This is a genomic window from Nostoc sp. DedQUE07 (assembly GCF_034530975.2).
GTDB lineage: Bacteria > Cyanobacteriota > Cyanobacteriia > Cyanobacteriales > Nostocaceae > Nostoc.
On sequence record NZ_JAVRCC020000111.1, the window covers coordinates 1 to 1465 of the forward strand.

General features: G+C 41.6%; 3 protein-coding genes and 1 pseudogene. 1 reads left to right on the forward strand and 3 read right to left on the reverse strand.

The annotated features are described in order from the left end of the window. Positions 1-440, reverse strand: a 440-nt coding sequence (locus RMZ95_RS33990; protein ID WP_409884542.1) for a DUF416 family protein, incomplete at its 3' end; no start/stop codon positions are given. Between RMZ95_RS33990 and RMZ95_RS33995 the strand changes: the two are divergent. Next, positions 436-586: pseudogene (locus RMZ95_RS33995) on the forward strand (IS4 family transposase); the annotation flags it as partial. The gene RMZ95_RS33990 and the pseudogene RMZ95_RS33995 sit on opposite strands and share 5 nt — an antisense overlap. A gap of 58 nt (positions 587-644) precedes the next feature. On the opposite strand, the gene RMZ95_RS34000 reads toward RMZ95_RS33995, so the two are convergent. Together RMZ95_RS34000 and RMZ95_RS34005 are read right to left on the reverse strand one after the other, a co-directional pair. After that, positions 645-1013 carry a clan AA aspartic protease gene (locus RMZ95_RS34000; RefSeq protein WP_322685764.1) on the reverse strand — a complete coding sequence of 123 codons (369 nt, stop codon included), beginning with the start codon at positions 1011-1013 and terminating at the stop codon, positions 645-647. Continuing rightward, entirely contained in the window at positions 1010-1282 is a 273-nt protein-coding gene (locus RMZ95_RS34005; RefSeq protein ID WP_322685763.1) for a hypothetical protein, read from the reverse strand. Before RMZ95_RS34005 ends, RMZ95_RS34000 begins: the two co-directional genes overlap by 4 nt. Positions 1283-1465 lie beyond the last annotated feature (183 nt).

A 1465-nucleotide genomic window follows, 5' to 3' on the forward strand; every position in this document is an offset into this window, starting at 1 on the left:
GAGTATTCGTCTTCACACTGGCATAAATAATCTATATACTCAAAAAGAGTTTCATGTATTTGTTTTACTACTGAAATAGTCTGTCGTACACTTGGCTCTAAACAAAGTTCTAAAGTATTAAGAATTGCACTTGCGGCTCTCTGTGCTTCTGGAGTTTCTACGTTTTCATAGTCGGGGTAGCTTTGGTCGCAATCATAATAAAGTTGACGAAATCTTGCCACATCAACCTTTTTTCCTGCCAAAAATTGCCAGATTTCATCGAGTGCTACTCTAAATAAATCTTCTCCATCCCAATCATCTTCTCTAGCTGCTCGCAAGTAAATATCATAGTGTGGATACAATCTCTCGCAACAAGCTGCCGCAAATGCTACTCGATGCATAGGCGCAAGAGCTTCTAGTTCTCGCTCCAATATATGGAATTGATGGTACTTGAGCAGCATTTCTTTAGAGATGATTTATCGAAGTCTTTATTATTTTAGTGTTGCCTATGACAAAGGCAACACCGATCGCCCAATAAATACTTTGCTGCCAAAGAGAATCAAGATTTAGAGTAGTCAAAGCTCTACGAAAACCAGTCCTCAAGCTGACAGGAAAAGACTACGTAGAGAATTAAACAAGCTTGTGAAAATTTAACGTTAGTGAACTTACACAATCTCATCAATCACAACTGAACCACCTTCATAGAAATCTACACTGAGGTGATAATCTTCGATTAGTGCAGTTCCAAGTAGTGGACGACGACCCATCGCCAGCACCACAACCTCACGCTCGATTCCATGCCAAATTATTCTTGCAAGATGAATTCGCGTCATTACATTGGAGTCATCAGCGAGATTAGCTCTGATGCGAGTGATATACGGTAAATCGAGAGCATCAACAATATCAAGAGGCAAGGTTAAAGTCCCTTCAAACCCTGTATCGACGACACACTCTATTTCTACATCCGGTCGCCCTGCAAGGCAAAGAACAATATTAACTCTAGCTTGAAGCCCAACGACAAACCCATTTATCACGATGCAGTCCTTGTCAACGTTCCCCCGACTGCATAAACCGCGTTAAATCCAATCCTTTCTGTCCAGAGAATTGGATTATTGTGCCGCATCTGCAAACGACGACAGGTTGTAAGCAGATCGTCATTAATCTCGTAATCACCTGATTCAATATCGATTGAAATGATTTTTCCAATGTTTTCTGCTGTTTCCACTTGGGCGCGGATTTGAGTCTCGTAAACCTCTTTGCCACGTCGAGCAATTTCTTCGTCGTCGAGAGTGGGATAGGACATGGGCGCGGTCTCTCTCTTCAAGCTATTAAAATCTCACACTTCCATCCTACAGCAGAAGTCAAAGGTCAATAGTCGCTGGAACGAGTTTTGTCAACTTAAATCTAGTAGACTTTTACCACCATTTTCAGAAGAAGTACGCAGCCATTGTAAAAACTCACCAGTTAACGTGGGAGTTTCTCGCAA